25 protein-coding genes are annotated in these 26,143 nt (G+C 73.0%); 14 read left to right on the forward strand and 11 right to left on the reverse strand.

Features of this window, described 5'->3' with window-relative positions:
* Positions 1 to 49: 49 nt before the first annotated feature.
* Positions 50 to 1,318 carry a tyrosine--tRNA ligase gene (tyrS, locus tag ACF1BE_RS30740; protein ID WP_392202279.1) on the forward strand — a complete coding sequence of 423 codons (1,269 nt, stop codon included), beginning with the start codon at positions 50 to 52 and terminating at the stop codon, positions 1,316 to 1,318.
* 93 nt (positions 1,319 to 1,411) lie between these two features.
* Here tyrS and ACF1BE_RS30745 read toward each other — a convergent pair whose 3' ends face one another.
* Complete coding sequence (locus ACF1BE_RS30745; RefSeq protein ID WP_392202337.1) at positions 1,412 to 1,693, reverse strand: GlsB/YeaQ/YmgE family stress response membrane protein; 282 nt, start codon at positions 1,691 to 1,693, stop codon at positions 1,412 to 1,414.
* A 257-nt stretch (positions 1,694 to 1,950) separates the two neighbouring features.
* Between ACF1BE_RS30745 and ACF1BE_RS30750 the strand changes: the two genes are divergently transcribed.
* Together ACF1BE_RS30750 and ACF1BE_RS30755 are read left to right on the forward strand one after the other, a co-directional pair.
* The gene (locus ACF1BE_RS30750) at positions 1,951 to 2,319 is read left to right on the forward strand and encodes a DUF3099 domain-containing protein (RefSeq protein ID WP_392202280.1); all 369 of its coding nucleotides are present in this window, start codon (positions 1,951 to 1,953) and stop codon (positions 2,317 to 2,319) included.
* Positions 2,320 to 2,534: 215 nt separating this feature from the next.
* Positions 2,535 to 2,771 carry a hypothetical protein gene (locus ACF1BE_RS30755; protein ID WP_392202281.1) on the forward strand — a complete coding sequence of 79 codons (237 nt, stop codon included), beginning with the start codon at positions 2,535 to 2,537 and terminating at the stop codon, positions 2,769 to 2,771.
* A 52-nt stretch (positions 2,772 to 2,823) separates the two neighbouring features.
* On the opposite strand, the gene ACF1BE_RS30760 is transcribed toward ACF1BE_RS30755, so the two are convergent.
* Positions 2,824 to 3,756 (reverse strand): LysR family transcriptional regulator, encoded by a 933-nt coding sequence (locus ACF1BE_RS30760; protein ID WP_392202282.1) that lies wholly within the window; start codon positions 3,754 to 3,756, stop codon positions 2,824 to 2,826.
* A 130-nt stretch (positions 3,757 to 3,886) separates the two neighbouring features.
* Between ACF1BE_RS30760 and ACF1BE_RS30765 the strand changes: the two genes are divergently transcribed.
* Complete coding sequence (locus tag ACF1BE_RS30765) at positions 3,887 to 4,687, forward strand: inositol monophosphatase family protein (RefSeq protein WP_392202338.1); 801 nt, start codon at positions 3,887 to 3,889, stop codon at positions 4,685 to 4,687.
* A gap of 62 nt (positions 4,688 to 4,749) precedes the next feature.
* The gene (locus tag ACF1BE_RS30770; RefSeq protein WP_392202283.1) at positions 4,750 to 5,394 is read left to right on the forward strand and encodes an NADPH-dependent F420 reductase; all 645 of its coding nucleotides are present in this window, start codon (positions 4,750 to 4,752) and stop codon (positions 5,392 to 5,394) included.
* A gap of 23 nt (positions 5,395 to 5,417) precedes the next feature.
* Here the strand turns inward: ACF1BE_RS30770 and moaA are convergent, their stop codons facing one another.
* From moaA to ACF1BE_RS30785, 3 genes are all read right to left on the reverse strand, one after another.
* Positions 5,418 to 6,407, reverse strand: a complete 990-nt coding sequence (moaA, locus tag ACF1BE_RS30775) for a GTP 3',8-cyclase MoaA (protein ID WP_392202284.1) — start codon at positions 6,405 to 6,407, stop codon at positions 5,418 to 5,420.
* Between the two features lie 173 nt (positions 6,408 to 6,580).
* Positions 6,581 to 8,236, reverse strand: a complete 1,656-nt coding sequence (locus ACF1BE_RS30780; protein ID WP_392202285.1) for a cation acetate symporter — start codon at positions 8,234 to 8,236, stop codon at positions 6,581 to 6,583.
* Positions 8,233 to 8,589, reverse strand: a complete 357-nt coding sequence (locus ACF1BE_RS30785; RefSeq protein ID WP_392202286.1) for a DUF485 domain-containing protein — start codon at positions 8,587 to 8,589, stop codon at positions 8,233 to 8,235. The genes ACF1BE_RS30780 and ACF1BE_RS30785 overlap by 4 nt, the downstream gene beginning before the upstream one ends.
* A 347-nt stretch (positions 8,590 to 8,936) precedes the next feature.
* Between ACF1BE_RS30785 and ACF1BE_RS30790 the strand changes: the two genes are divergently transcribed.
* The 3 genes from ACF1BE_RS30790 (at position 8,937) to ACF1BE_RS30800 (ending at position 13,491) form a co-directional block, all read left to right on the forward strand.
* On the forward strand, positions 8,937 to 10,463 hold the full coding sequence (locus ACF1BE_RS30790; RefSeq protein ID WP_392202287.1) for a S8 family serine peptidase: 1,527 nt from the start codon (positions 8,937 to 8,939) through the stop codon (positions 10,461 to 10,463).
* Between the two features lie 78 nt (positions 10,464 to 10,541).
* Positions 10,542 to 12,065, forward strand: a complete 1,524-nt coding sequence (locus ACF1BE_RS30795) for a S8 family serine peptidase (protein WP_392202288.1) — start codon at positions 10,542 to 10,544, stop codon at positions 12,063 to 12,065.
* Between the two features lie 49 nt (positions 12,066 to 12,114).
* Entirely contained in the window at positions 12,115 to 13,491 is a 1,377-nt protein-coding gene (locus tag ACF1BE_RS30800; protein WP_392202289.1) for a CoA transferase, read from the forward strand.
* A gap of 334 nt (positions 13,492 to 13,825) precedes the next feature.
* On the opposite strand, the gene ACF1BE_RS30805 is transcribed toward ACF1BE_RS30800, so the two are convergent.
* On the reverse strand, positions 13,826 to 14,536 hold the full coding sequence (locus ACF1BE_RS30805) for a VIT family protein (RefSeq protein ID WP_392202290.1): 711 nt from the start codon (positions 14,534 to 14,536) through the stop codon (positions 13,826 to 13,828).
* Between the two features lie 603 nt (positions 14,537 to 15,139).
* On the opposite strand from ACF1BE_RS30805, the gene ACF1BE_RS30810 reads away from it, so the two are divergent.
* The 5 genes from ACF1BE_RS30810 to ACF1BE_RS30830 all read left to right on the forward strand — a co-directional run bounded on the left by ACF1BE_RS30810 (position 15,140) and on the right by ACF1BE_RS30830 (position 20,015).
* Positions 15,140 to 16,123 (forward strand): DEDDh family exonuclease, encoded by a 984-nt coding sequence (locus ACF1BE_RS30810; RefSeq protein ID WP_392202291.1) that lies wholly within the window; start codon positions 15,140 to 15,142, stop codon positions 16,121 to 16,123.
* Between the two features lie 127 nt (positions 16,124 to 16,250).
* On the forward strand, positions 16,251 to 16,484 hold the full coding sequence (locus tag ACF1BE_RS30815) for a hypothetical protein (protein ID WP_392202292.1): 234 nt from the start codon (positions 16,251 to 16,253) through the stop codon (positions 16,482 to 16,484).
* 49 nt (positions 16,485 to 16,533) lie between these two features.
* On the forward strand, positions 16,534 to 17,331 hold the full coding sequence (locus ACF1BE_RS30820; RefSeq protein ID WP_392202293.1) for an SURF1 family protein: 798 nt from the start codon (positions 16,534 to 16,536) through the stop codon (positions 17,329 to 17,331).
* 132 nt (positions 17,332 to 17,463) lie between these two features.
* Entirely contained in the window at positions 17,464 to 19,254 is a 1,791-nt protein-coding gene (locus ACF1BE_RS30825) for a glycoside hydrolase family 15 protein (protein WP_392202294.1), read from the forward strand.
* A 5-nt stretch (positions 19,255 to 19,259) separates the two neighbouring features.
* On the forward strand, positions 19,260 to 20,015 hold the full coding sequence (locus ACF1BE_RS30830; protein WP_392202295.1) for an SDR family oxidoreductase: 756 nt from the start codon (positions 19,260 to 19,262) through the stop codon (positions 20,013 to 20,015).
* Positions 20,016 to 20,125: 110 nt separating this feature from the next.
* Here the strand turns inward: ACF1BE_RS30830 and ACF1BE_RS30835 are convergent, their stop codons facing one another.
* From ACF1BE_RS30835 to ACF1BE_RS30850, 4 genes are all read right to left on the reverse strand, one after another.
* On the reverse strand, positions 20,126 to 20,929 hold the full coding sequence (locus ACF1BE_RS30835) for an enoyl-CoA hydratase/isomerase family protein (RefSeq protein ID WP_392202296.1): 804 nt from the start codon (positions 20,927 to 20,929) through the stop codon (positions 20,126 to 20,128).
* Positions 20,930 to 21,046: 117 nt separating this feature from the next.
* Positions 21,047 to 21,268, reverse strand: coding sequence for a helix-turn-helix domain-containing protein (locus ACF1BE_RS30840; protein ID WP_004002281.1), 222 nt, complete (start codon positions 21,266 to 21,268; stop codon positions 21,047 to 21,049).
* A gap of 335 nt (positions 21,269 to 21,603) precedes the next feature.
* Positions 21,604 to 23,202, reverse strand: coding sequence for an ABC-F family ATP-binding cassette domain-containing protein (locus ACF1BE_RS30845; protein WP_392202297.1), 1,599 nt, complete (start codon positions 23,200 to 23,202; stop codon positions 21,604 to 21,606).
* A 91-nt stretch (positions 23,203 to 23,293) separates the two neighbouring features.
* Positions 23,294 to 23,983, reverse strand: a complete 690-nt coding sequence (locus ACF1BE_RS30850) for a hypothetical protein (protein WP_392202298.1) — start codon at positions 23,981 to 23,983, stop codon at positions 23,294 to 23,296.
* Positions 23,984 to 24,351: 368 nt separating this feature from the next.
* Between ACF1BE_RS30850 and ACF1BE_RS30855 the strand changes: the two genes are divergently transcribed.
* Entirely contained in the window at positions 24,352 to 24,765 is a 414-nt protein-coding gene (locus ACF1BE_RS30855) for a VOC family protein (protein ID WP_392202299.1), read from the forward strand.
* A 16-nt stretch (positions 24,766 to 24,781) separates the two neighbouring features.
* On the opposite strand, the gene ACF1BE_RS30860 is transcribed toward ACF1BE_RS30855, so the two are convergent.
* Complete coding sequence (locus tag ACF1BE_RS30860; RefSeq protein ID WP_392202339.1) at positions 24,782 to 26,050, reverse strand: hypothetical protein; 1,269 nt, start codon at positions 26,048 to 26,050, stop codon at positions 24,782 to 24,784.
* Positions 26,051 to 26,143 lie beyond the last annotated feature (93 nt).

The following is a 26,143-nucleotide window of genomic DNA, read 5'->3' on the forward strand; positions in this document are numbered from 1 at the left end:
GGCGGCTGTCACCCGACTGCCCGGACATCTTCGAGGAGACACGAGAACCGTGACGGACATCGTCGACGAACTGAAGTGGCGGGGGCTCATCGCCCTCTCCACCGACGAGGACGCACTGCGCAAGGCGTTCGCGGACGGTCCCGTCACGTTCTATTGCGGCTTCGACCCGACCGCGCCCAGTCTCCACCTCGGCAACCTCGTGCAGATCCTCACGATGCGCCGCATCCAGGAGGCGGGAAACCGTCCGCTGGCGCTGGTCGGGGGCGCCACGGGTCTCATCGGTGACCCGAAGCCCACGGCCGAGCGCACGCTGAACGCGCCGGAGGTCGTGGCCGGGTGGGTGGAGCGGCTGCGCGCCCAGATCGAGCCGCTGCTCCACTTCGACGGGCCGAACGCCGCGGTCATGGTCAACAACCTCGACTGGACCCAGGGCATGTCGGCCATCGAGTTCCTGCGGGACATCGGCAAGCACTTCCGGGTCAACAAGATGATCGCCAAGGAGGCCGTCTCCCGGCGGCTCAACTCCGACGCGGGCATCAGCTACACCGAGTTCAGCTACCAGATCCTCCAGGGCATGGACTTCCTGGAGCTCTACCGGCGGCACGGCTGCACGCTCCAGACCGGCGGCAGCGACCAGTGGGGCAACCTCACCTCCGGCACGGACCTGATCCACCGGGTCGAGCCGGGCGCCGCGGTGCACGCGCTGGGCACCCCGCTGATCACCAAGGCGGACGGCACCAAGTTCGGCAAGACCGAGTCCGGCACGGTGTGGCTCGACCCCGAGATGACCACGCCGTACGCGTTCTACCAGTTCTGGGTCAACGCGGACGACCGGGACGTCTCCAAGTTCCTGCGCATCTTCAGCTTCCGCTCCCGTGCGGAGATCGAGGAGCTGGAGCGGCAGACCGAGGAGCGTCCGCAGGCCCGCGCGGCGCAGCGCGCGCTCGCCGAGGAGCTGACGACGCTGGTGCACGGCGCCGGCCAGACGGCCGCGGTGATCGCCGCGTCGAGGGCGCTGTTCGGCCAGGGCGAGCTGGCGGAACTGGACGAGAGGACGCTGGCCGCGGCGCTGTCCGAGGTGCCGCACATCCAGGTCGCCGAGCCGGCCGCGGTGGTCGACCTGTTCGCCGAGGTCGGTCTCGTGGGCAGCAAGTCCGCCGCCCGGCGGACCGTGAAGGAGGGCGGGGCCTACGTGAACAACGTGAAGGTCGCCGCCGAGGACTTCGTCCCGGGGACCGACGCGCTGCTGCACGGGCGGTGGCTGGTGCTGCGGCGGGGGAAGAAGAACCTGGCCGCGGTGGAGGTCACCGGCGCCTGAGACGCCGTAGGGGCGTGGGGGTGCGACGTGCGTGCGAGCGTCCGCCTCGTGGTGGTGGCCGGTGCGCCCCCGTGCCCCTCCCGCGGTGCGGGGTCAGGCGCGCCGCTGCTTCCGCTTGCCCAGTGTCGCCATGTACAGGGCGTCCACCGCGGCGACGATGATGATCGCGGCCACCAGCTGGAAGGCGTGCCGGCTCCAGTCGATGCCGGGGGTCGCGGCCACGCCGAGCGCGCGGGCGACGGCGTTGCCCACGATGGCTCCCAGCACGCCGCAGATGGTGGTCAGCCACAGGGGGCTGTGCTGCTTGCCCGGGATCACCGCCTTGGCGATCAGGCCCAGCACGAATCCCACGATGATGGCCCACAACCAGCCCATGGCTGCCTCCTCGTACGGCTCGACGTGAGCATTACGGTCAGTGTGCTGCCGTGCGCCGTCCGGCGCCTGCCGGGTTCCCCCGTACGCGGCGGGGGCGGCGGGCATCACCGCAGGTTGCGCGGGACCCGGTCTCGTGGACGACGCGGGCGCGGCGTACCGTTGACAGTGCCCCGGCCCGGTAGCCCTCCGGTTTCCCCGCCGGGTGTGGACGGCGGCGCGAGCCGGTGAAGTCCGAAGCGGGCGGATGGTGGAATGTGATGCGGAAGCAGCACGGCGACGACGTCCAGGTGTTCCGGATCACCGGGGCCCGGACGGGACTCGCCGAAGACGTACGGGGCCGGCAGCGGCGGTACGTGATCTCGATGTCGATCCGTACCCTCTCGGTGATCCTCGCGGTCTCCCTGTGGAACGTCGAGAGGTACGTGGCCATCGTCGCGCTCGTGCTCGGCGGGGTCCTCCCCTACATCGCCGTGGTGATCGCCAACGCGGGCCGGGAGAGGCCTCCGTCGCTTCCGTCGACGTTCGTCACCGCGCCCGTGCGGCCGATGATCACGCCGCCGCCACGCAGTGAGGACGAACAGGCGGAGCCGTCCGGAATGTCCGGTGAGCGCCCCGGTCCTGCCTGAGCGCGGCGGACGCGGCGGAAGCGGAACGCGGCCATGTGTCAAGCTCAAGAAAACCTCAGATCAATCCTGTTGTTCCGGTGCCGGGCGGTGGGGTACCCGTGACATACTGCGTACGCGCTCCGCATCCCCCGTCGGAGCGACAGACCGACGCCGGGCAGCTCCCCCCGTGGCTGCTCGGCGTCGCCTTGTTCCCCCCGTTTCCGTGAGACGAACCCGTGAGTGACGAGACCCCGATCTGCTCCGCCAAGGGCTGCCGCACCGACGCCGTGTGGGTGCTGGCGTGGAACAACCCGAAGATCCACACCCCGGAGCGCCGCAAGACGTGGCTCGCCTGCGACGAGCACCGCGGACATCTGTCGCAGTTCCTCGGGGTGCGGGGGTTCCTCAAGGACGTGGTGACGCTCGAGGAGTGGCAGGCGTCCGAGGACGCCGGGCCGCCGATCGCGGGCTGAGGGTCCCCCGAGACCCTGCCCGGCCCGCAGGTGCCGGTCGTCGCTGCCCGGTTCAGGGAGCGGCGTCCTGTTGCGAGGCGTGCGGTGGCGTGAACAGTGCCCGGACGGTTTCGGTGGCCAGGTCGCGTAGCCAGGTGTGGGCGCGGTCGTCGTCGTGGCGCTGGTGCCACAGCAGGTACAGCGGGATGGCCGGCATCTGGAGCGGCAGGGGCAGGGTGAGCAGCCCCAGTCGGTCCCGGGCCGCACGGGTGACCGCGTCCGGGAGGGTGAGCACCAGGTCCGTGTCGGGGGCGAGGTCCAGCGCGAAGGCGAGGGTGGGGCCGGTGGCGACGACGCGGCGTTCGCGCCCGCACGCGGTCAGGGCGTCGTCGACCGGGTCGCGCAGTCGTCCGCGCCGCGAGACGGTGAGGTGTTCGGCGGCGGCGTAGCGCTCGACGCTCAGCGGGCCCTCGGCGAGCGGGTGGCCGGGCCGGACGGCGACGACGAGCTGATCGCGGCCGACGAAGCGGTGGCGGATGTCGGGGAGCGTCGGCCGGCCGGAGCTGGATTCGAGGTCGACCTCCCCCCGTCGTAGCTCGGGGGTGTCCGTGCCGGACTCGGCGGTCAGGCGCAGCTGGACGCCGGGGGCCTGGCGGTGGACGGCGGTGACGAGGGCCGTGCCGCAGGCGGTGGTCAGGGCGTCGTGCCAGCGCACGGTGAACACCCGCTCCAGAGCCGCCAGGTCGAGTTCCCGGTGTGCGGACAGGAGTTGGTGTGCCTGCTGTACGAGGGCGTGGACCTGGGCGCGGATGGCCAGCGCGCGGGGGGTGGGGACCATGCTGCGGCCGGTGCGGACCAGGATCTGGTCACCGGTGGCCTTGCGGATGCGGCCCAGGGAGCGGCTCATCGCCGGTGCGGTGACGTGGAGGCGGGCCGCGGCGCCGGCGACACTGCCCTCTTCCAGGAGCGCGTCCAGGGCCGTGAGCAGGTTCAGATCCAGTTGCATGAGAGTAACTCTACGAGTGAAAAGCATGCACTTGTTGTTAATCATCGGGCGGCCTACCTTCGAGATGCGGGCGCGGACGAGCCGCCCCGCAGCCGACCGAATCCCAGGGAGCCACGCCGTGAGCACAGCCATGCCTTTCGACGCCGGCACGACGCTCATGTCCGACGTGACAGCCGCGGTGCGGACCGCCGGCCGCACGCTGCTCGACCGCTACACGCCGCACGCCCGGGGCGTGAGCCTGGACGAGGTCGTGCACGAGATCCACGCCAACGACGACGCGGTGCTGGACATGCTGCGGCAACCGCTGCTGCGGGCCCGGCACGGATCGCAGTGGGCCGAGGACGAGCTGGCCGGTGGCGCGCTCCCGCCCGGGGAGTGGTGGGTCGTCGACCCCGCCGAGGGCAACATCAACCACGTCCACGGCATGCCGGACTGGGCCGTCACCGCCACCCTGGTCCGCGACAACCAGCCGGTGCTCACCGTCGTCCACCTGCCGCTGACCGGCGACACCTACACCGCGGTCGCCGGCGGCGGGGCCCGCCTGAACGACCGGCCCCTGAAGGTGTCCGCCAGGACCGACCTGGGCGCGGCACTCGTCGGCACCGGTCAGGCCAGACCCGGCGAGGACATGCGCACCTTCCGGCGGATCGGCGACTCGGTCACCGCCATGCTCACCGGCGGACTCGTCGTACGGGTGTCCGTTCCCGCCACGATGCAGCTCATCCACGTCGCCGCCGGACGCATGGACGCGTTCTGGCAGTTCTCCGACGTCCGCTCCGGCCTGGTCGCCGGTGCCTTGCTGGTCGCCGAGGCCGGAGGAACCGTCACCGACCTGGCGGGCGACCCGTGGAGCACGGCCGGCCGGGACTTCCTGGCCGCCGCCCCCGGCGTCCACGCCGCCGCCCTCAAGATCCTGTCGCCGATCGCCTGACCGCGAGCGACCTGCCGCCTGCTCCCGTTCCTCCCGCCCGACACCGCAAGGAGCATCACCTCATGACCCGCATCGGCATTCTGGGCGCCGGCCGCGTCGGCACCAACCTCGCCGGCAAGCTCGCCGCGGCCGGACACCACGTCGTCCTCGGCCGCCGCAACCCGGACGAGCGGACTGCGCCGCTCACCGGCGCCGTCGACCCCCGTGTCGCCTTCTCGGACCAGCGCACCACCGCCCGCACCACGGACATCGTGATCAACGCGACGCCCGGCGACAGCGCCCTGGACCGCCTCACCGGCCTGCGCACCGAACTCGCCGGAAAGGTCCTCGTCGACGTCTCCAACGCCACCCGCGACGCCGGCGGCCTGCCCGGCGACCTGTGCTATCCCGGCAGCAGCCTCGCCGAGCGGCTACAGGCCGCCCTTCCCGACACCCGTGTGGTCAAGACCCTCAACACCATGCTGTTCATGGTCATGACCGCCCCCGGCATGCTTGCCACCCCGCCGACCGTGTACGTCTCGGGCAACGACGCACCCGCGAAGACGGCGGTCACCGGCCTGCTCGGCGACCTGGGCTGGCAGCCCGCATGGATCGAGGACCTCGGGGACGTCACCACGGCCCGCGCCACCGAGGCCATGATCCTGGTCGTGCCCCACGTGCTGCGCCGGCACGGTTTCGAGCCGTTCGCCGTCTCCCTCGCCCGCTGATCCCACCGGGGCGCGGGAAGACCCTAACCGCCGATCGCGGACATGGGCCGGTCCGGCTGTACGAACGACGGGTCGTCCAGGCCCGCTCCGGCCTTCTTCCCCCACATCGCCAGGCGCCACAAGCGAGCGATCTCCTCGTCCGGCGCGCCCGAACGCAGGGCCGCGCGCAGGTCGGTCTCCTCGGTGGCGAACAGGCAGGTCCGTATCTGGCCGTCGGCGGTGAGCCGGGTGCGGTCGCAGGCCGCGCAGAACGGGCGGGTGACCGAGGCGATCACACCCACCCGGTGCGGGCCACCGTCCACCAGCCAGCGCTCCGCCGGTGCCGAGCCGCGCTCCTGGGCACCCTCGGGGGTGAGGTCGAAGCGGGTGCGCAGGGAGGTGAGGATGTCCCCGGCGGTGACCATGCCCTCACGCTTCCAGCCGTGCTGGGCGTCCAGGGGCATCTGCTCGATGAAGCGCAGCTCGTAGTCGTGCTCGACCGCCCAGGCGAGCAGGTCGGGAGCCTCGTCGTCGTTCAGGCCCGGCATCAGGACCGAGTTGACCTTGACGGGGGTCAGACCGGCTTCGCGGGCGGCTTCCAGTCCCTCCAGCACGTCCTTGTGACGGTCGCGGCGGGTGAGCGTCCTGAAGACGTCCGGGCGGAGGGTGTCCAGGGAGACGTTGACCCGGTCCAGGCCCGCCGCCTTCAGCGCGGCAGCGGTGCGCCTGAGGCCGATGCCGTTGGTGGTGAGGGACATCTGGGGGCGCGGGGCGAGGGCCGCGACGCGCTCGACGATGCCGGCCAGGCCCGGGCGCAGCAGCGGCTCGCCACCGGTGAAGCGGACCTCCTCGATGCCGAGCGTGCGGACCGCGATACCGATGAGCCGGACGATCTCGTCATCGGTGAGCAGGTCCGGCTTGGCCAGCCACTGGAGGCCCTCCTCGGGCATGCAGTAGGTGCAGCGCAGATTGCACCGGTCGGTCAGCGAGACCCTCAGATCGGTGGCCACCCGGCCGTAGGTGTCGATGAGCACGTGGGCCCCCTCCCTCTCCGGACCACTTGTTCCGAATCGGCTGCGTGTCTCCTGTCACCTGCGAGCCTACGTGACCCCACCGACATCGACAGCGGCCCGATCCCACGAGGTGCGGCACGGCCGCGTCGTAGGACCGTACAGTCCCCCGCGACGCGGCCGTCCGTAACGCGGCGTCAGTGCGCTCCGGTGCCGGTCAGGGACCGCACCTCCAGCTCCGCGTACTTCCCGGTGTCCGGGACCTCCTTCGACAGCAGGGTGCCCACGGCACCGAGCAGGAAGCCGACCGGGATGGAGATGATCCCGGGGTTCTCCAGCGGGAACCAGTGGAAGTCGACGCCGGGGAACATCGAGGACTCCTTGCCGGAGACCACCGGCGAGAACAGCACCAGGCCGACCGCCGTGACCAGGCCCCCGTAGATCGACCACAGGGCGCCCGAGGTGGTGAACCGCTTCCAGAACAGGCTGTAGAGGATGGTCGGCAGGTTGGCGGAGGCGGCGACCGCGAAGGCGAGGGCCACCAGGCCGGCCACGTTCAGGTCGCGGGCCAGGGCGCCCAGGAGGATCGAGACGGCACCGATGCCCACGGTCGCGTAGCGGGCCGCGTTGATCTCCTGCTTCTCGGTGGCCCGGCCCTTCCTGATGACGTTCGCGTAGATGTCGTGGGCGAAGGACGAGGACGAGGCCAGGGTCAGGCCCGCGACGACCGCGAGGATGGTGGCGAAGGCGACCGCCGAGATGGTGGCGAGCAGGACGGCTCCCCAGTCGGAGTGGAGGCCGCCCAGATGCAGCGCCAGGAGGGGGGCCGCGGTGTTGCCCGCCTTGTTGGAGCCGGTGATCTCGTCCGGTTTGATCAGTGCGGCGGCTCCGAAGCCGAGGGCGAGGGTCATCAGGTAGAAGGTGCCGATCAGGCCGATCGCCCAGATGACCGACTTACGGGCGGCCCTCGCGGTGGGGACCGTGTAGAAGCGGATCAGGATGTGCGGCAGGCCGGCGGTGCCGAGGACCAGGGCGATGCCGAGCGAGAGGAAGTCCAGCTTGGTGGTGCCGGTGGCGCCGTACTTCAGGCCGGGCTCCAGGAACGCCGAGCCCTTGCCGCTGTTGGCGGCGGCCTTCCCGAGCAGGTCCGAGACGTTGAAGTCGAACTTGAGCAGCACCAGGAAGGTCAGGAGCAGGGCGCCCACGATCAGCAGCACCGCCTTGACCATCTGCACCCAGGTGGTGCCCTTCATGCCGCCGATGGTGACGTACACGATCATCAGTACGCCGACCAGGGCGACGATGCCGATCTTGCCGCCGTCGCTGGTGATGCCCAGCAGCAGCGAGACGAGGACGCCGGCGCCCGCCATCTGGGCCAGCAGGTAGAAGATCGACACGACGATCGTGGAGGTGCCGGCGGCCGTGCGGACGGGGCGCTGGCGCATCCGGTAGGCCAGGACGTCGCCCATCGTGTAGCGGCCGGAGTTGCGCAGCGGCTCGGCGACGAGGAGCAGGGCGACGAGCCAGGCGACGAGGAAGCCGATGGAGTACAGGAAGCCGTCGTAGCCGAACAGGGCGATGGCGCCGGCGATGCCGAGGAAGGACGCGGCGGACATGTAGTCGCCGGAGACGGCCAGTCCGTTCTGGAAGCCGGTGAACTGCCGTCCGCCGGCGTAGAAGTCGGCGGCGTCCTTGGTCTGCCGGCCGGCCCAGACGGTGATGACGAGGGTCGCGGCGACGAACACCGCGAACAGGGTGATGATCAGCGTCCGGTGCTCGCTCGCCTCGCCTGCGGCCAGCAGGGTGTGCGACGCCTGGCCGGTGGCCGACAGGGTGTGCTGTGCGGGGGTCATGCGCCGCCCTCCATCCGGGACTTGATGGCCTGGGCCCGCGGGTCCAGCTCGGCGGCGGCGTGCCGCGCGTACCACCAGGCGATGAGGAACGTGGTGAGGAACTGGGCGAGGCCCAGGACGAGGGCCACGTTGATGTTGCCGGCCACCTTGGTGCCCATGAAGCCGCCCGCGTAGTTGGACAGCAGGACGTACAGCAGGTACCAGGTGATGAAGGCGATGGTGAGCGGGAAGGCGAAGGAGCGGTGTGCGCGGCGCAGTTCACCGAACTCCGCGCTCTGCTGCACCTCGGTGAACTCCTCGGTGGAGGGAAGTGGGGCCCCCGGTGTCGCGGGGGGCGGTGTCTCGGTGGCCACGGAGTCTCCTCGGGTGACGGACCTGCGCGTTGGCTGACTCGGCTGGACGGGCCCCACGTGACCGGACGTCAAGTGGCGCCTCGCTTTGCGTGCTCACGAGGAGCCGTGATCCCGTCGGCCCCCCTGATCACGGTCACGGCGCCGCGCGCGGAGCGGTTCACGCCGGTTCCGTTCCGCGGCAGCACGCGCGCGGGAGTGCGCGGGTGCGCGGCTTGGGCGCGGCACGCGTCGGGCTCTTCCGGAGACCGGGCGCGGCAGATAGCTTCGGCCTGCACCACTCGTCATGTACCTGCCCGAGCACCACCCGTGTCCCGGGCGGTTCCGTACCCGGATGAAGTGGAGATCCCATGGCTCATCTGCGTTCCGGACGCCGGCTCGCACTCGCCGTGCCGGTCGTGCTGTCGCTCACCGCCTCGCTCGGTCTGCTGCCTTCGGCGGCCTCGGCGGCGCCCGCCACCGGCGGTACGGTGCGGGCGGCGGACGGCCCGGACCTCGTCTACGTGGTGAACACCCGTACGGACCACCGCACGGTCGGGGCCGTACAGCGCGAGATCACGCGCGACGGCGGCACGGTCGTCGCGCGTTACGACCGGATCGGCGTCTTCGTCGCCCGTTCCGCGGACCCGGACTTCGGTGCCCGGCTGCGCGCGGTGCGCGGGGTCACCTCGGCGGGTGCCACCCGCACCGCGCCACTCAGCGCGGCGGGGACGACGGACGAGGGCGCGGTGCGGGTGCTGTCCCCGGCGGAGCGGGCCCGGGTCGCCCGGAGCGCGGCGCCGGGCCAGGAGCCGCTGGAGCCGGACCAGTGGGATCTGCGGACGATCGGCGCCGACCGGGCCGCGAAGATCCGGCCGGGCAGCCGGAACGTGACCGTCGGCGTGATCGACACGGGCGTCGACGACACCCACCCGGACATCGCGCCCAACTTCTCGGCGTCGCAGTCGGCGAACTGCGTGAGCGGCCGGGCGGACACGACGTACGGCGCCTGGCGGCCGGCGGACGCCGGCCACTACCACGGCACGCATGTGGCGGGTGAGATAGCCGCGGCCCGCAACGGCACGGGCGTGGCCGGGGTGGCGCCGGGGGTGAGGGTCGCGAGCATCAATGTGGCGCAGCCGGACGAGAAGTCGCTGTTCTACCCGGAGAGCGTGGTGTGCGCGTTCGTGTTCGCCGCGGACCACGGCATCGAGATAACGAACAACAGCTACTACGTTGATCCGTGGCTGTACAACTGCATGGACGATCCGGATCAACGTGCCATCGTTGACGCGGTCAACAGGGCTCAGTCCTACGCCCAGCGCAAGGGCACGCTCAACGTCGCCTCGGCGGGCAACTCCAACGACGACCTGGACGCGGACACGCTCGTGGACGACTCCAGCCCGGACGACTCGACGGCCCGCACCCGCTCGGTCGACCCGCACGAGTGCTTCGACGTACCGACCCAGCTGCCGGGCGTGGTGACGGTGAGCGCGGTGGGCGTGAAGGGCGCCAAGTCGTACTACTCCAGCTACGGCCGGGGCGTGATCGACGTGGCGGGGCCGGGCGGCGACAAGTACCAGATCCCGGACACGCCGTCGGAGAACGGCCGCGTCCTGTCGACCCTGCCGGGCAACCAGTACGGCTTCCTCCAGGGCACCTCGATGGCCTCCCCGCACGTGGCCGCGGTGGCCGCGCTGCTCAAGTCGGTCCACCCGCACGCCACTCCCGCGCGGTTGCAGGCGCTGCTGAAGGCCCAGGCGGACAACCCGGGCTGCCCGGCCGGCCCGTACGACGGGGACGGCGACGGGGTCGTGGACGCCGTCTGCGCCGGCGGCCGGCACGTGAACGGCCTCTACGGCTCCGGTGTCGTCGACGCGCTGCGCGCGGTCGGATAGCCGCCGCCAGGACGGCGTTCCGCCGCAGCGTCCCGCACGACCCGCTCGTACCGCGAACGAACTGGAGAGAGACGACCCATGACCGCGTTCAAGCCACGCCACCGTCGCGCCCTCGCCCTCCCGGCGGGGATGGCCCTCGCCACGGCACTGGCGTTCCTGCCCGGCACCACGGCGTCCGCCGCCGGGAGCGCCCCGGCATCCGCCGCCGACGGGCCCGTGCTCAGCTATGTCGTCAACGTCGGCCCGGGACACGGTGTCGCGCACCGCGTCCGGAAGGCGATCGCCGAGGCCGGAGGATCGGTGGTGATCGCGTACGACCGGATCGGTGTGATCGTCGTCCACTCCGCGAACCCCGGGTTCGCCGAGGCCGTCCGCACGGTGCGCGGGGTCGAGTCGGCGGGTGCCACGCGCAACGCGCCGCTGCCCGCCCAGTCCACCACCGACGTCGGCACGCCGAAGGTGCTCGGTGCCGAGGAGGCCGCCGAGGCCGGCGTCCGGGCGGCCGACGGCCAGGACCCGCTGGAGCCGCTCCAGTGGGACCTGCCGGCGATCAAGGCGGACAAGGCGCACGAGAGAACCCTGGGCAGCCGGAAGGTCACGGTCGCCGTCATCGACACGGGCGTCGACGACACCCACCCGGACATCGCGCCCAACTTCGACCGCGAGGCGTCCGCCAACTGCGTGTCGGGCAGGCCGGACACGACGGACGGCTCATGGCGGCCGAGCGCGTCGGAGAGCCCGCACGGCACGCACGTGGCGGGCGAGATCGCGGCGGCGAAGAACGGCGTGGGTGTCACAGGTGTGGCACCGGGCGTCAGGGTGGCCGGCATCAAGGTCGGCAACCCGGACGGGTACTTCTACACGGAGGCCGTGGTCTGCGGCTTCGTGTGGGCGGCCGAGCACCACGTCGACGTGACCAACAACAGTTACTACACCGACCCGTGGTACTTCAACTGCACCACCGACCCGGACCAGAAGGCACTCGTGGACGCCGTCACCCGCGCCTCGCGGTACGCGGAGAGGAAGGGCACGGTCAACGTCGCGGCGGCCGGCAACGAACGCTACGACCTCGCGTCCCACTCGATCACCGACCCGGTCTCCCCCAACGACGGCACGCCCTCCGAGCGGGTGATCGATCCGCACGCGTGCTACGACATACCGACCCAGCTGCCCGGTGTCGTGACGGTCTCGGCGACGGGTGCCAAGGGCCTGAAGTCGTCCTTCTCCAACTACGGCCTCGGCGTGATCGACATCGCCGCGCCCGGCGGCGACTCGACGGCCTACCAGGCGCCGCGCGCTCCGGCGACCAGCGGCCTCGTCCTGGGCCCGCTGCCCGGCGGCAAGTGGGGCTACATGGCGGGGACGTCCATGGCGACGCCGCATGTCGCCGGAGTCGCCGCGTTGATCAAGTCGACCCATCCGCACGCCTCCGCGGCTCTCGTCAAGGCACTGCTGTACGCGGAGGCCGACGCGACGCCGTGCACGGACCCGTACGACATCGACGGGGACGGCAAGGTGGACGCGGTGTGCGAGGGGACGAGGAACCACAACGGCTTCTACGGCTGGGGGACGGCGGACGCGCTGGCAGCCGTGACGAGGTAGGGCCGCCACCCTCCGTATATTGATTGAATCAATACTGCATAGTGCAGTCATGACTGAAATCAAGTACGCGTGGTCCGCGCTGGGCGGTGATCCCGCCCGGCTCGCACGGCTCACCACCGTCGCGCGGGAAGACGTGCTCCCGGCCCGTCTTCCCGTACGTCAGCTGGCGCGGGCGTGCGTCGGCGCGTGCGCGCTGGCCGCCGCCGAGCTGGCGGCCCGGCGGGCCGGACTCGGTGAGGTGCCGGCTGTCCGCGTCGACGACGGCGCGGTCGCGGCCGCCTTCCACAGCGAGCGTCTCCTGCGGGTCGACGGACGGCCGCCGGTTCTCTTCGCGCCGCTGTCCCGGTTCTGGCGGACGGCCGACGGCTGGGTGCGCACCCACGCCAACTACCCGCACCACCGGGCCCGGCTGCTCGGCGCACTGGATCTGCCGAGGGACGCCCCGGTGGAGGACGTCGCCGGCCGGCTCGCCGCGCTGACCGCCCTGGAGGCGGAGGACGCGGTGTGCGGCGCGGGCGGCCTCGCGGTGGCTCTGCGCACGCCCGCGCAGTGGCGGGCGCACGAGCAGGCCGCCGAGGTGGCCCTGCGGCCGCTGGTCGAGCGCGAGCGGCTGGACGCGGCACGCACGCGCGAGCTCCCCCCGCTCGATGCGGCCACCACTCCCCTGCTGCCCGCCGCCGGACTGCGCGTGCTGGACCTGACCCGGGTCCTGGCGGGCCCGGTCGCCACCCGCACACTCGCCCTGCTCGGCGCGGACGTGCTGCGCGTGGACGCCCCGACGCTGCCGGAGCTTCCGGACCAGCACGCCGACACGGGCTTCGGGAAGCGGTCCGCGACGCTCGACCTGGCGGCCGGCCGGGACACCTTCGAGGACCTGCTGAGCGCGGCCGACGTCGTGGTGACCGGGTACCGGCCCGGTGCCCTGGACCGGTTCGGGCTCTCCCCGCGGGAGCTGGCCGCGCGGCGCCCCGGCCTGGTCGTGGCGCAGGTGTCGGCGTGGGGCGCGTACGGGCCGTGGGGCGCGCGGCGCGGCTTCGACAGCCTGGTGCAGGCCGCCACCGGCATCGCCGTGACCGAGGGCTCGGCCGGGAATCCGGGCGCGCTGCCCGCGCAGGCCCTGGACCACGGCACCGGTTACCTGCTGGCGGCGGCCGTGCTGCGGGCGCTGACCGAGCAGTCGTACGACGGCGGCAGCCGGCTGGTCCGGCTGGCGCTGGCCCGGACCGCCCACTGGCTGACGGCCGGCATCGCTCCGGACCCGGGAGAGGGGGCGCCGTACCCGGGCCCGGAGGACTGGCTGACCGGGACCGACGGCCCCCTGGGCCGGCTGCGGCACGCCCGCCCGGCCGTGTCCTTCACCGGCGGCCCCACCGCGTGGGCCCGCCCACCGGGACCGTGGGGCTCGGACCCGGCCCGCTGGTCGTGACGCCCCGGGCGTCCTCGGCGTCGCCACGGTTCGCCGTCGTGGTGGTCCCGGTCAGCGGCCGCCGGCGCCTTCGGGGCTTCGGGGCGGCCCTGGCGTCGCCGGGTTCGCCGTGGTGGTCCCGGTCAGCGGCCGCCGGTGCCCGCTCAGGGGCCGGGGGCGCCGCCGGCCCCGGTGCCGGGCCGCCTCTCGGCGGTACGTCCACAGGTCGTTGTCGCGCGTGGCGGGTGTTCCTCTCGAAGAGGGGTCGTCTCGGTGACCGAGCTCACTTCGGGCAGGTCGTCGGCTCGCGGGGGCCCGCCGGATGTGCCTGCCGGCCGGCCCGTCGCGTCGACCGTCAGACGCCCGCCGCGCCCAGCAGGCTCCCCGCCGCGTACGTCACGCCCATCGCCAGCACGCCGCCCGCCACGTTGCGCAGCACCGCGCGCCCGGGATCCGCCGCGCCGAGGCGGGCGCCGCTCCAGCCGGTGAGGACGAGCGCGGCCAGCACACAGGCCACGGTGAGCGGGAGCCGCTGACCCGCCGGTGGCAGAACGATGGCCAGCAGCGGCAGCAGAGCGCCCACGGTGAAGGCCAGGAAGCTCGCCCAGGCCGCGTGCCAGGGGTTGGTCAGTTCGTCGGGGTCGATGCCCAGCTCCACGCGCGCGTGGGCCCTCAACGCGTCCCGCGCGGTGAGCTGTTCGGCGGCCTCGCGGGCCACCTGCCGGGACAGGCCGCGCGCCTCCAGCAGCTCGGTCAGCTCCTCGAGTTCGGCCTCCGGCTGCTCGCGCAGCTCCCGGCGCTCCACTGCCAGCGCGGCCAACTCGGAGTCGCGCTGGGTGGAGACGGAGACGTACTCACCGGCCGCCATCGACATGGAGCCCGCGAGCAGACCGGCCAGTCCGGCGGTCAGCAGGGCGGCCCGGCTCCCGGTCGCCCCGGCCACGCCGACGACCAGTCCCGCGGTGGAGACGATGCCGTCGTTCGCGCCCAGCACGGCAGCCCGGAGCCAGTTAAGCCGGGAGCCGAGCGCGCCGCTGCGGGCCTCGTCCTGGGTGGGTTCCGTCACAGCAGGGAGGATGCCATCCCGGGGGTCACGGCACCCTACCGACGCTCCTGCCGGTGCCGTCTCGGCACGGCCGTCGCCGGTGCAGGGGGCCGGCGGGGCCCGGCCGGAGCGGCGGGCACGGCGGGCGGCGCTCGACGGGCCGGGTGCCGCGCCGGGCCTGCCCTCGGCCGCGGATGCGCCAACCCGGCGTACCAACGCAGGAGTTCGCCGGAGTACCGGCCAACCGGCGCCCGGGCGACGGGGCGTCGTACCCCTGGGGCCGCAAGGGCCCCGACCGGAGCGGGCCGAGGGACCAAAGGGGGCATATCCCCCCTGCCCGGGTGCGGGCCCTCGGGGCGGCGGGGCGATGGGCGGACGGGGCGATCGTGTCCGCGCGGGTGAAGGCGTCGCAGGGAAGCACGCGTTGCCGGCCCCGTATGCGGCCGTACCGGCCGCCGTGCGGAGCCCGGTGGTGGTGTCGGGAAGCCGTCGTGGGCGCGGACCGAACGTGCGGGGGTGTGCTCGTCGTTGCGGTGCGAGCGTGTGCGCGGGGGGCGAGCCCGTGCGGCACGGCCGGTACCTGACGGAGGGTGCTGTCAGTCGTGGCCCGTATCCTCATGAACCATGCTCGAAGACCGTGCGACCGCAGTGTCCTCCTCCACCCCGTGGCCGGCCGCGTATCCGCAGGGTTACGCGGTCGTTGACGTGGAGACCACCGGTCTGGCCCGCGACGACCGCATCATCTCCGCGGCCGTGTACCGGCTGGACGGGCGCGGCGAGGTCGAGGACCACTGGTACACGCTGGTCAACCCGGAGCGCGATCCGGGGCCGGTGTGGATACACGGTCTGACGAGTGACGTGCTCGAGGGCGCGCCGTTGTTCGGGGACATCGCCGAGGAGTTCGCGGCCCGCCTGGACGGCCGGGTACTCGTGGCGCACAACGCCGTCTTCGACTGGCAGATGATCGCCCGCGAGTACGCGCGCGTGCGGCGCCAGGCGCCGGTGCGGCAACGGCTGTGCACCATCGCCCTCTCCAAGGAGCTGGGCCTGCCGCTGCCCAACCACAAGCTGGAGTCGCTGGCGGCGCACTTCGGGGTGGTGCAGCAGCGGGCGCACCACGCGCTGGACGACGCGCGCGTGCTGGCGGAGGCGTTCCGGCCCAGCCTGCGGGCCGCGGCGGCGGGCGGCGTACGGCTGCCGCTGCTGGAGTGCCGGCCGCTGACCGAGTGGTCGGACCGGTCCGTGCCCCGGCAGGCCTCGGGCGGCTACGGCGGCTACCCGTCCGGCAGTTGGCGCCCCTCCCGCAAACGCCCCGTATGCCCGCATCCGAACCCGGGTCGCTACGAGGAAGGCAAACGCCTCAAACAGGGCATGCGGGTAGCCTTTTCGGGTGACACGTCCACCGAGCGCGAACTGCTGGAGGACCGGGCCGTCGAGGCCGGACTGCACGTCGCCACCAGCATCTCCCGGCTGACCAGCCTGCTGGTGACCAACGACCCCGACTCGGGCACCTCGAAGACGGTCAAGGCCCGGCAGTACGGCACGCCGGTCGTGGACGAGGCCGCGTTCGGACAGCTGCTCGGAGACGTCGAGCCCGCCGACGGGTGAACCGGCCGGGCGGCGGGCCCGCCGGTGGACCCCCACCCCGGCGGCTCACCGTACGAACGGGTGATTGCCGCACGACTCACCCGGTGCCCGCTCGCCCGCGGATCGGCGACGGCTCACCCTGTGGCGCATGGCGACATGTGAAGTTTGCGGCAATGACTACGGAATGACCTTCGAGGTGCACGCGCAGGGCGCGGTGCACGTCTTCGACTGCTTCTCCTGTGCGATCCACCGCATGGCCCCGATCTGCGAGCACTGCCGCGTGCAGATCATCGGCCAGGGCGTCGAGGTCGAGGGGCACTGGTACTGCGGCGCGCACTGCGCCCGCGCCGAGGGAAACGCGGGCATCGTCGACCGGGTGTGACCCGGTACCCGCCTGATTGCACCCCGCGGCCCGGAGGTACCGTCGTGGGGTGCACCGCTACCGCTTCCTGTTGTCCCGCCAGTGGGTGATCCTCACCGTCGTCGCGATCGCGCTGATCCCGACGATGATCGAGCTGGGCTTCTGGCAGCAGCACCGGTACCAGGAGCGCACCGCCCGCAACGACCTCGTCTCCGCCGCGCTGCACGCCGAACCGGTCCCGGTCGAGCGGCTCACGTCTCCCGGGCACGCCGTGACCCGCACCGAGAAGTACCGCACGGTCACCGCCACCGGCACCTTCGACACCGCCAGGCAGGTCGTGGTCCGGCGGCGCACCAGCTCCGACGGTGAGGTCGGTTTCCACGTCCTGACCCCCCTGGTGCTCACGGACGGCAGGGTGCTGCTCGTCAACCGCGGCTGGATCCCCGCGAACGGCGTGCAGACCGCGTTCCCGAAGATCCCCGCTCCGCCGGCCGGCCGGACCACGATCACCGGACGGCTGAAGGCCGACGAGACGACCGCGGCGAGCGGCATCAAGAACGTCGAGGGCCTCCCCGACCGGCAGATCATGCTGATCAACAGCGCGGAGGAGGCGCACCGCCTGGGCGCGCGGGTACTGGGCGGTTACGTCGAGCAGACCGCGCCCGCGGCACGGGGCGGCTCCCCCGAACAGATCTCCGACCCGGGCAGCGAGGACGCCCCGCTGAACTATGCCTACATGATCCAGTGGTGGCTGTTCGCGGCGGCCGTACCGGTCGGCTGGTGGTTCCTGGTCCGGCGCGAGATCCGCGACCGGGAGGAGGCCGCGGCCGAGCCGAGGCCTGAGGAGAGCGAACCGGCCACGGTCTGAGGCGGCCTCCGCCCACCGGGCTCTCCGCCCACCGGGGCGCTGCGACCACCGGGGCGCTGCGACCACCGGGAAGCCTCACCCCGCCGGCGCACCACCTGGTTGGCCCCCTGGCCCACCGGGAAGCCGCATTCCGTGAACGCGCGCATCGAGGACTACGCCCTCATCGGCGACGAGCAGAGCGCGGCCCTGATCGGGCGGGACGGCTCGGTCGACTGGCTGTGTCTGCCCCGCTTCGACTCCGGCGCCTGCTTCGCCCGGCTGCTGGGCGACGAGACCCACGGCCACTGGCGTATCGCTCCCGAGGGGGCGGACGTCTGCACCCGCCGCGCCTACCGGTCCGACACCCTCGTCCTCGACACCGAGTGGGAGACCGCCGACGGCACGGTGCGGGTCACCGACCTGATGCCGCACCGCGATCGCGCCCCCGACGTCGTACGGATCGTGGAGGGCCTCAGCGGCCGGGTCACCGTCCGCAGCACGCTCCGCCTCCGCTTCGACTACGGGTCGGCCATGCCGTGGATGCGGCGTGCCGACGGTCACCGGGTGGCCGTCGCGGGCCCGGACTCCGTCTGGCTGCGCACCGAGCCTGCCGTGGACGCCTGGGGCGAGGACCACGCCACGCACGCGCGGTTCACCGTCGAGGAGGGCGAGCGGATCGCGTTCGTGCTCACCTGGCACCCCTCGCACGAGAAACGCCCGCGGCTGATCGACCCGTACGAGGCGCTGGAGCACAGCGTCACCGCCTGGCGGCGGTGGGCACGGCGGTGCCGCTACGACGGCCCCCACCGGGACGCGGTCGTCCGGTCGCTGATCACCCTCAAGGCTCTCACCTACGCCCCGACCGGCGGGATCGTCGCCGCGGCGACCACGTCGCTGCCCGAGCAGCCGGGCGGTGTGCGCAACTGGGACTACCGTTACTGCTGGCTGCGCGACTCCACCCTCACCCTCGGCTCGCTGCTCACCGCGGGCTACCAGGAGGAGGCCGAGGCCTGGCGGGACTGGCTGCTGCGCGCGGTCGCCGGTGACCCGGCCGACCTCCAGATCATGTACGGCGTCGCGGGCGAGCGGCGGCTGCCGGAGACGGAACTGCCGTGGCTGCCCGGGTTCGCCGGCTCCTCGCCCGTGCGGACCGGCAACGGCGCCGTCGACCAGCTCCAGCTGGACGTGTACGGCGAGGTGATGGACTCGCTGTCGTTGGCCCGCGGCTCCGGCCTGCCCACCAAGCCGCACATGTGGGCCTTGCAGCGTGCGCTGATGAGGTACCTGGCGTCGGCGTGGCGGCAGCCGGACGAGGGCCTGTGGGAGGTGCGGGGCGGCCGGCGCCACTTCGTGCACTCCAAGGTCATGGTGTGGGTGGCCTTCGACCGGGCCGTGCGGACCATGGAGCGGCACCCGGAGCTGCGCGGCGACCTGGAGGGCTGGCGCGCACTGCGCGACGAGGTCCACCGGGAGGTGTGCGAGAGGGGCTTCGACCGGGAGCGGAACACCTTCACCCAGTACTACGGCTCCCGCGGACTCGACGCCGCGCTGCTGCTCATCCCCCGCGTCGGGTTCCTGCCGCCGGACGATCCGCGGGTCGTCGGCACGGTCGACGCGATCCGCGACGGCCTCGGGCACGGCGGCCTGCTGCGCCGCTACGACACGGAGGACTCGGGCTCGCGGGTCGACGGGCTGCCCGGCGCCGAGGGCGCCTTCGTGGCCTGTTCGTTCTGGCTGGCCGACGCGCTGCACCGGATCGGCCGGACGACGGAGGCGCGGGAGCTGTTCGACCGGCTGGTGGGCCTGTGCAACGACGTGGGTCTGCTGGCCGAGGAGTACGACCCGGTGGACGGCTGCCAGCTGGGCAACTACCCGCAGGCGTTCAGTCACGTCGGTCTGGTCAACACCGCCCTCACCCTGTTCGGGGCCGACGAGGCAGGATAGGGGCCATGGATCTTGGACTGAAGGACCGGGTGTATGTCGTCACCGGAGCCACGCGCGGGCTGGGCAACGCCGCCGCGCGGGAACTCGTCGCCGACGGGGCGAAGGTGGTCATCACCGGCCGGGACGGGCAGCGGGTCGCCGACGCCGCCGCGGCTCTGGGCCCGAACGCGGTGGGCGTGGCCGTGGACAACGCCGACCCGGACGCCGCCGAGCGGCTGATCGCCGCCGCACGCGAGCACTTCGGCGGCTTCCACGGGGTGCTGGTGAGCGTGGGCGGGCCGGCGCCGGGGTTCGTCGCCGACAACACCGACGAGCAGTGGCGCGGCGCGTTCGAGTCGGTGTTCCTCGGTGCGGTACGCCTGGCCCGCGCGGCGGCGGCCGAGCTGGCGGCGGGCGGTGTCATCGGGTTCGTGCTGTCGGGGTCGGTGTACGAGCCCATCCCGGGGCTGACCATCTCCAACGGCCTGCGGCCCGGGCTCGCGGGATTCGCCAAGTCGCTCGCGGACGAGCTGGGGCCGCGCGGGATCCGGGTGGTGGGGGTGCTGCCGTCGCGGATCGACACGGACCGGGTGCGTGAACTCGACGCCCTGTCCGCGGACCCCGAGGCCACCCGGACGGCGAACGAGTCGCGGATCCCGCTGCGCCGGTACGGGACCCCGGAGGAGTTCGGCAAGGTGGCCGCGTTCCTGCTGTCCCCGGCCGCGTCCTATCTGACAGGCCTCATGGTGCCCGTCGACGGGGGCATGATGCACGGGTTCTAGCACCCGATGGCGGCGGACCGCCGGACCGTGGATCGGCCCGGCGGCCCGGACGCCGTACCGGAGCCGGCCGGTGCCGGCGGCGGTGGTACGACCGTCACGCGCGTGTGGGGTTATTCGCCGAGGCCGGCCAGGTCTCGCAGGCGGCGGGTCTGTGCGGCGCGCTCGGCGGCGCGCTGGGTGTCGTAGTCCCGGTCCTGCGCACCCCGCACCAGCGCCTTGGTCTCCACCACGGCGTCCCGCGGCGCGGCCAGCACCGCCGCGGCCAGGTCCCGCACCGCCGCGTCGAGTTCCGCCGCGGGCACGGCGAGGTTGGCCAGGCCGCTCGTCACCGCCTCCTCTGCCCCGACGAACCGTCCGGTCACGCAGATCTCGAGCGCGCGGGCGTATCCGACGAGGCTCACCAGCGGGTGGGTGCCGGTCAGGTCGGGGACGAGTCCGAGGCTGGTCTCGCGCATGGCGAACTGCACGTCCTCGGCGACGACCCGGAGGTCGCAGCCGAGCGCGAGCTGGAAGCCGGCGCCGATGGCATGGCCCTGGACGGCGGCGATGGACACGATGTCGTTCCGCCGCCACCAGGTGAACGCCTCCTGGTACTCGGCGATGGTCGCGTCGAGCCCGGCGTCGTCACGGCGCGCGAGTTCCATGAAGGACGGCTCGCCCTCAATCCCCTCCGGGGTGAACATCTGCCGGTCCAGCCCGGCGGAGAAGGACCTGCCCTCGCCGCGCAGCACGACCACCCGGACGGAGCCCGGCAGCAGCTGACCGGCCTCGGCCAGCGCCCGCCACAGAGCGGGGCTCTGCGCGTTGCGCTTGGCCGGGTTGGTCAGCGTCACCGTGGCGAGCGCGTCGTCGACGGTGAGCCGTACGCCGTCCTTGTCGAGTACTGGAGCGAGGTCCTGGTCGGGCGAAGCCATGGGGCGCCTCCGATGGGTGCGGTCAGCAGAGCAGAGCTAAGTGACTGCACAGTAACCACCCGGCCGGTCAGTCCGCCGACCGGGTGGCCACCATCGAAGCCGATGGGCCGCCCGACGTCAGGACGATGCGGCCTTCTTGCCCCGGGTGGCCCCGCCGCGTCCACGCAGCGTGACACCCGACTCACTGAGCATCCGGTGCACGAAGCCATACGAGCGGCCGGTCTCCTCGGCCAGCGCCCGGATGCTCGCACCGGAGTCGTACTTCTTCTTCAGGTCTGCCGCGAGCTTGTCGCGCGCGGCGCCGGTCACCCGGCTGCCCTTCTTCAGAGTCTCGGCCACCCGTGCCTCCTCATGGGAAGTGCGCTCTGGTCTCCTCATGATCACCCCTTCCGGGCGTGATGGCCACCCATTCGGCAAGGTCCGTGCGACATCGTTGTGACGACAGGAGTCGGTCCCCACAATCGGAATCAGACAATCCGAGCGGTGGCGTTCGTGGGTCCGAACGGGTGGATTCGCGAAGTGCCAGGTCAGAGACGCGAAACGGCCGATCCCCCGACTGCCGGGGGATCGGCCGGAAAATCCGTGTACGACACACCTCGATACGAGGAGATCTCACACAGATGGTGGATCACGGATCGGCCGAATGATCCATACTCAGTGGATCAGACTTTCGATCACGCCAGGGCGACGAGGTCCGCGTAGTCGGAACCCCACAGGTCCTCGACGCCGTCCGGGAGCAGGATGATCCGCTCCGGCTGGAGTGCCTCGACGGCGCCCTCGTCGTGGGTGACGAGGACGACCGCGCCCTTGTACGTGCGCAGGGCGCCGAGGATCTCCTCGCGGCTGGCCGGGTCGAGGTTGTTGGTCGGCTCGTCCAGGAGCAGCACGTTCGCCGAGGAGACGACGAGCGTGGCGAGGGCCAGCCGGGTCTTCTCACCGCCGGAGAGGACACCGGCGGGCTTGTCGACGTCGTCGCCGGAGAACAGGAACGAGCCGAGCACCTTGCGGACCTCGACCAGGTCCATGTCGGGGGCGGCCGAGCGCATGTTCTCCAGGACCGTGCGCTCGGGGTCGAGGGTCTCGTGCTCCTGCGCGTAGTAGCCGAGCTTGAGGCCGTGACCGGGGACGACCTGACCGGTGTCCGGCTTCTCGACCCCGCCGAGCAGACGCAGCAGTGTCGTCTTGCCGGCGCCGTTGAGGCCGAGGATGACGACCCGGGAGCCCCGGTCGATGGCCAGGTCGACGTCGGTGAAGATCTCCAGCGAGCCGTACGACTTCGACAGGCCCTCGGCCATCAGCGGGGTCTTGCCGCAGGGCGAGGGGTCGGGGAAGCGCAGCTTGGCGACCTTGTCGGACTGGCGGACCGCCTCCAGTCCGGACAGCAGCTTGTCCGCGCGGCGGGCCATGTTCTGCGCGGCGACCGTCTTGGTGGCCTTGGCGCGCATCTTGTCGGCCTGCGAGTGCAGCGCGGCGGCCTTCTTCTCGGCGTTGGCGCGCTCGCGCTTGCGGCGCTTCTCGTCGGCCTCGCGCTGCTGCTGGTACAGCTTCCAGCCCATGTTGTAGACGTCGATCTGGGAGCGGTTGGCGTCCAGGTAGAACACCTTGTTGACGACCGTCTCGACCAGGTCGACGTCGTGGGAGATCACGATGAAGCCGCCGCGGTAGGTCTTCAGGTAGTCGCGCAGCCAGACGATCGAGTCGGCGTCGAGGTGGTTGGTCGGCTCGTCGAGCAGCAGGGTGTCCGCGTCCGAGAACAGGATCCGGGCCAGTTCGATACGGCGGCGCTGGCCACCGGAGAGGGTGTGCAGCGGCTGGCCGAGCACCCGGTCGGGCAGGTTCAGCGCGGCGGCGATGGTGGCGGCCTCGGCCTCGGCGGAGTACCCGCCCTTGGTGAGGAACTCGGTCTCCTGGCGCTCGTACTGCCTGAGGGCCTTCTCGCGGGTGGCGCCCTGGCCGTTGGCGATGCGCTGCTCGTTGTCGCGCATCTTGCGGATCAGTATGTCGAGGCCGCGCGCGGACAGGATGCGGTCGCGGGCGAGGACGTCCAGGTCACCGGTGCGGGGGTCCTGCGGCAGGTAGCCGACCTCGCCGGAGCGGGTGATCGTGCCCCCGGCGGGGACGCCCTCACCGGCCAGGCACTTGGTGAGGGTGGTCTTGCCGGCGCCGTTGCGGCCGACGAGACCGATGCGGTCGCCCTTGGCGACACGGAAGGTGGCGTTCTCGAGGAGGACGCGCGCACCGGCGCGCAGCTCGATACCGGAGGCGGAAATCACGGACAGACTCCAGGGCGTACGGGATTGGCGGGTGGGCGGCTGCGGACGTTCCCGCCGTCTAATGCGCGAGGAGAATGGCCATGGGCCAAGTCTAACGGGGCCGGGCAAGCGGTTTTCCTACGTCCGCGTGAGGGCCCCGGCGCGGGAGGCCGTTGCCGAGCGGGGTGCGGCCGGGGGTGATCCGGCCCCGGTCGTCCAGGGCGACGAGCTGCCCGGTCCAGGCGGTGTGCGCGCACGGCTGGGCGAGCAGCAGGGCCGCGCCCCGCCGTACGGCGCCGCGCGGCCGGAAGGCGCAGCCCTCGTGGGCGGGCAGCACCCAGCGCAGGTCGCCGTCGGCGATGCGGTACGCGGTGACGCGGTGCGGGGTGACGACCCCGAGGATGCCCCGGCCGAGGGGGCGCAGGACGCCGGTGCCGCCCTGGGCGGGGAGCCACTCGGCCGCGTCCGGCAGGGCGCGGTGCCAGCGCACGGAGCGGCCGTCGGTGTCCGTGAGCAGCCCGTCCTCCCAGAGCGCGATCACCTCCGCGCGGGCGGAGAGCACGGCGGCCGGCCGGTGCCCCACCCGCGCGTACCGCCAGCGGACGGCGCCGGTACGGGCGTCACGGGCGGCCACGGCGCTCCCCCGCGCGCTCGGCGTCCAGGGCCCGCCGCGCGGCTGCCGCGCCACGCGCGCGGAGGTCGTCAGGCGGTCGCCGTAGGGGGCGGGCCGCAGGTGATGGGCCACCACGAGGAGGCAGAACGCGAGAAGGAGACCGCAGACCCGGCGGGCGTACGGCGGCACCGTCCGAAGCGGTGGGACGGGGCGGGCGGCGGGGTGGCGGGAAGCGGGGGCCGCGCGGTCCCGCCCGGCGGTTCGCGGGGCCTCGGCGGCCTCCCGGGGGTACTCGGGGACGGTTCGGGACGGACGGGTCCGGTGGGATGGAGCCGCCACCTCGGCCCCCCTTTCCGCTGTTCCCGGCCATGGACCGGGCGCGAGCGTAGCCCGCATCCGGGGGCCGGGCGGGGGTGCCGGGGCGCCGGCGGGGCCGGTCCGTCGCCCGTCCGGGTGGCCGGGCGGCGCCGGCGCGCGGGCCGCTCGGCCCGGGGCGTTGCCGGGGGTGCCTGCGACACTCGGAGGCACCGGAAGCTATGCGCGAAGGAGTGGTCGGCATGGCGGGCACGGGCGGCGCACGGCCGGGCATCTGCCCCACGCTGCTGTACGTGGACGCGAAGGCGGCGATCAGACAGCTGACGGAGGCCCTCGGCTTCACCGAGCTGTCGGTGTACGAGACGGTGGACGGCACGGTGCTGCACGCCGAGCTGGTCCAGGGCAACGGCGCGGTGATGATCGGCTCCAGGGGCCGCGGCGGCGTCTTCGACACGGCGCTGAGGGACGGCGGGCCCGCCGGGGTGTACGTCGTGGTGGACGATGTGGACGCCCACCACGAGCGGGCCGTGGCGCACGGCGTGGAGATCCTGATGCCGCCGACGGACCAGGAGTACGGCTCGCGGGACTACCTCGCCCGGGACACCGAGGGCAACGTCTGGAGCTTCGGCACGTACGCCCCCGAGATCGGCGTCTGACCCGGCGCCGCTCCGCTCACCTGCCGGTGTGCACCTGGAACGCGGCCCGGCGCACGGCCTTGGCCAGGGCCGGGTCGGGGTGGGCGGCGGCGAGCGCGACCAGGACCTGCACGGTGCGGGGGTGGCCGACGGCGCGGACCTCGTCGAGCAGCCGGGGGACGGTGGGCTGCACCGCGGACTCCAGATGCCGGACCAGCATCGGCGCCTCGCCGTGGTCGGCGACGGCGGCGGCGGTGTCCACCCACAGCCAGGTGGCCTCCTCGCGGGTGAGGACCTCATGGGCGTCCTCCGGGTCGACACCGTCGTGCTCGGCGAGCCAGAGCAGGGCGTACGGCCGCAGGGCGGGCTCGTCCACGACGGCCCGCACGTCCGGCTCGGCGGGGGCGCCGACGACGCGCAGCGCCTCGAAGGCCAGGCCGCGCAGCAGGGCGTCGTCGCCGCGGGCGGCGTGGATCAGCTCGGTGACGGCGCTGCCGACGGGGCGGGCGGCGAGCCAGGCGCGGTACTCGGCGCGGGCCGCGTTGGGGCGGAGCTGGGCGCAGCCGCGGAGCATGTCCTCGGCCGACTGCTCGATGTTGCCGGCCGGGCTCTGCGCGGCCACGCAGATCTGCTCCAGCTTGACCCACACCGCCCAACTGCCCAGCGGGGTGAGGGTGGCCTGGCCGGCGCCGTAGGTGAGGGCGCCGACGGAGGCGAGGGCCCGCAGCGCCCAGTCGAGGAGCGGGGCGAGGGAGGCGTCGACGGCGGGGGCGGGATCCGCCGGGACGGGGGATCCGGCGGGCCGGCCGGTGCCGGGCTCGTAGGACACCTCGCAGCGTTCGGTGCGCAGTTCGGTGACCCGCTGCTGGAGCAGGTCGAGCAGCTGCTCGACCGGGACGGGACCGGCGGACAGCTGGAGGAAGGAGAGCACCTGGGGCATGGCCGAGACGACCTCGGCGACGGCGGCGGGCTCGTGCGCGTCGGGTTCCGGGCAGGCGAGCGACCAGGCGTCGAAGAGGGCGACCCAGCCGCGCAGGACGGCACTGTCGTCGCGGTCCCACGCGCGCAGACGCCAGCCGGGGCGGGCGTCGTCGCCGTGCACCTCGATGAGCCCGGCGAGGCGGGCGGTGTCCCAGTCGGCGCGGATCTGAGCGGCGCTCAGTCCCAGGTCGGTGGCGGCGCGTTCCGCGGTGGCCTCGGAGAGCGTGGCCTTGCCGTCGGCGGTGGCGCCGTCCCGGCCGGGGCCGAGGGCGGCGTCCGCCCAGCGGGCCACGCGGACCGCGCCGGCCAGGCCGGTGCGGGCCATTCCGGCCAGTTCGGCGGGTGCGGGCGTGCCCTCCGGCGGCCGGGGTGCGGCGCGGCGCGGGCGCCGCTGGTTCACAGCTCTGGGGGCGGCGGC

This window comes from Streptomyces sp. NPDC014991 (assembly GCF_043080665.1).
GTDB lineage: Bacteria > Actinomycetota > Actinomycetes > Streptomycetales > Streptomycetaceae > Streptomyces.

What these genes read in the sequence shown, in the direction of transcription:
- ACF1BE_RS30745 (WP_392202337.1), bottom strand. Translation starts at nt 1,693, where the DNA reads ATGGGCTGGTTGTGGGCCATCATCGTGGGATTCGTGCTGGGCCTGATC.
- ACF1BE_RS30750 (WP_392202280.1), top strand. Translation starts at nt 1,951, where the DNA reads ATGCGGAAGCAGCACGGCGACGACGTCCAGGTGTTCCGGATCACCGGG.
- ACF1BE_RS30760 (WP_392202282.1), bottom strand. Translation starts at nt 3,756, where the DNA reads ATGCAACTGGATCTGAACCTGCTCACGGCCCTGGACGCGCTCCTGGAA.
- ACF1BE_RS30765 (WP_392202338.1), top strand. Translation starts at nt 3,887, where the DNA reads ATGCCTTTCGACGCCGGCACGACGCTCATGTCCGACGTGACAGCCGCG.
- ACF1BE_RS30770 (WP_392202283.1), top strand. Translation starts at nt 4,750, where the DNA reads ATGACCCGCATCGGCATTCTGGGCGCCGGCCGCGTCGGCACCAACCTC.
- ACF1BE_RS30780 (WP_392202285.1), bottom strand. Translation starts at nt 8,236, where the DNA reads ATGACCCCCGCACAGCACACCCTGTCGGCCACCGGCCAGGCGTCGCAC.
- ACF1BE_RS30790 (WP_392202287.1), top strand. Translation starts at nt 8,937, where the DNA reads ATGGCTCATCTGCGTTCCGGACGCCGGCTCGCACTCGCCGTGCCGGTC.
- ACF1BE_RS30795 (WP_392202288.1), top strand. Translation starts at nt 10,542, where the DNA reads ATGACCGCGTTCAAGCCACGCCACCGTCGCGCCCTCGCCCTCCCGGCG.
- ACF1BE_RS30800 (WP_392202289.1), top strand. Translation starts at nt 12,115, where the DNA reads ATGACTGAAATCAAGTACGCGTGGTCCGCGCTGGGCGGTGATCCCGCC.
- ACF1BE_RS30810 (WP_392202291.1), top strand. Translation starts at nt 15,140, where the DNA reads ATGCTCGAAGACCGTGCGACCGCAGTGTCCTCCTCCACCCCGTGGCCG.
- ACF1BE_RS30815 (WP_392202292.1), top strand. Translation starts at nt 16,251, where the DNA reads ATGGCGACATGTGAAGTTTGCGGCAATGACTACGGAATGACCTTCGAG.
- ACF1BE_RS30830 (WP_392202295.1), top strand. Translation starts at nt 19,260, where the DNA reads ATGGATCTTGGACTGAAGGACCGGGTGTATGTCGTCACCGGAGCCACG.
- ACF1BE_RS30835 (WP_392202296.1), bottom strand. Translation starts at nt 20,929, where the DNA reads ATGGCTTCGCCCGACCAGGACCTCGCTCCAGTACTCGACAAGGACGGC.
- ACF1BE_RS30855 (WP_392202299.1), top strand. Translation starts at nt 24,352, where the DNA reads ATGGCGGGCACGGGCGGCGCACGGCCGGGCATCTGCCCCACGCTGCTG.
- ACF1BE_RS30860 (WP_392202339.1), bottom strand. Translation starts at nt 26,050, where the DNA reads ATGGCCCGCACCGGCCTGGCCGGCGCGGTCCGCGTGGCCCGCTGGGCG.